2 protein-coding genes are annotated in these 1,674 nt (G+C 61.5%); both read right to left on the reverse strand.

Features of this window, described 5'->3' with window-relative positions; all coding sequences use genetic code 11:
* Positions 1 to 577: 577 nt before the first annotated feature.
* Positions 578 to 1,189 carry a hypothetical protein gene (locus tag RHOOR87_RS19620; protein WP_155950984.1) on the reverse strand — a complete coding sequence of 204 codons (612 nt, stop codon included), beginning with the start codon at positions 1,187 to 1,189 and terminating at the stop codon, positions 578 to 580.
* Positions 1,190 to 1,197: 8 nt separating this feature from the next.
* Positions 1,198 to 1,674: hypothetical protein (locus RHOOR87_RS19505; RefSeq protein WP_231381837.1), on the reverse strand; the 477-nt coding region annotated here is incomplete at its 5' end.

Consider the following 1,674-nt stretch of genomic DNA (forward strand, 5'->3'; position numbering starts at 1 on the left):
CCCGCCTGCCCACCACCAAAGACCGCGACATCACCACGCTGTTGCCGTTGGCATAGCCCGTGACATCCTTCAAGGTGGGGTGGGCGGACGCTTACATTACCTCGGCGTCAGGGTCGCGCGGGTCGGCATCGAGGGAAATTACCCCGGCGTCGGGGTCGCCCAGGTCGGCGTCGAGGCAAATTACCGCGCCCCCGGATCGGATGCCGGGAGCAGGTCAGCACGTCACAGGCCGCCCGGGGATACCCCGTAGCCTCGCCAACTCGCATGTCTCGCCCGGCGCGTCGCGCAACAGAGCGATTGGCAGCACCTGTCGGGCTGTGCTTCGGAAATTGTCCCTGACACCTTTTCGGCGGACACCTTTTCGATGCCGGTTCCGCGTAACGGGCCGCGGACCGCCTATATGATGAATCGCAAAGGTGGCGTCGGCGTGACCCGGTTCGCTACCGGAATATCGGATCGGCGGGCGGGCGGGAAGGCGGCGTTCGGCGCGGCGGAGGCCTTGGCGTAGCAAGGCCTCCGCATTGACACCTGATAAGTGAACCTGACCTCATTCTTACTTGCCACCCCGTCCTTGCAATCAGTTCTGGCCTATAACCGAGCCGCGCTGGAACGATGACTCATTGACCAGGGCCTGTCGCAATTGTTCGAAAACCTGCTTGGCCGCTACCTTCGCCGGCGGCACGTCCACGAGCGACCGGTTCTTGTCCACGTGGCCGTGGCCGGTGAATTGGCGCTCCCATATGGTCTTGCCGATGCTGTCAACCGCAGTGACCTTCATCGTGAGGTCAAAATCGGTCGCAGGCCAAAACATCATGCTGTCGCTGGAGGAGCCGGTGGTGAACACGGGCTCGAAGACGAAGGTAATGTCGTGCGCCTTGATGTACTCGGCGCGCCCCGCGTCGGGCAGGGCGTACACCTTGCCGAATACGCTGCCCAGCGTTTCCAGCAGGGCCGGTTCGAGATCGCGGTAAGGGAAATAACGGATCTTGTCGCCACCGCCACCGGGGGTAGTGACTTCCAACTTGCGGTTGCTATCACTGATGTAATAGCCGACTGAGGCGTCGTTAGTCGCCTGCCCCTTCGGATAAGTGACATCCGAGCGGATGGAAACCGGATGGGCGCAACCCGCCAGGACGGCCAGTCCGGCCAGGCAAAGGAGACGGCCAAAGATGCGCTGCGAAAAGTTCATGGCCAGGATCATCCCTTGATCGAGTTCTGGAATTGAGGATCGGAAAGCAGTTCGTGGACCAGTTTCTGGACGGCATCCATGTACCCCTGTGCCGCCGCAGGAATGGCGGTCATGCCGGCGAAGGACGACTTCCACTCGTAATGGGTTGTCTTGTTGCCGTGGTAAATCCGACTGCCTTTGCGGTCCACCCAGAATTCGGCAGCGAGGTCAGCGGTGCCAATCGAGATTCCCGAGCCGTCGAAATCATTTCGGGTCATGGTGCCGCCGATAACGACGTCCGCAGTCTTGTCCAGCAACCCGGCTTGAGCCAGCTCCGTGCGAATCGCCTCGCCGAGGTAGCCATTGAACGTGGCCGAAGGCGAGCTGAATTTCCCTCCACGCAGCGTTATCCGATCCTGATTAGCGACGACGCTCAGCCATGAAAATTGTCGACGGCGCGCAATTTCGTCTCTGGCCAAGGCTTGCACAGGGTCATGGCGCGCGCC

Source organism: Rhodanobacter sp. OR87, from assembly GCF_000473345.1.
GTDB lineage: Bacteria > Pseudomonadota > Gammaproteobacteria > Xanthomonadales > Rhodanobacteraceae > Rhodanobacter > Rhodanobacter denitrificans.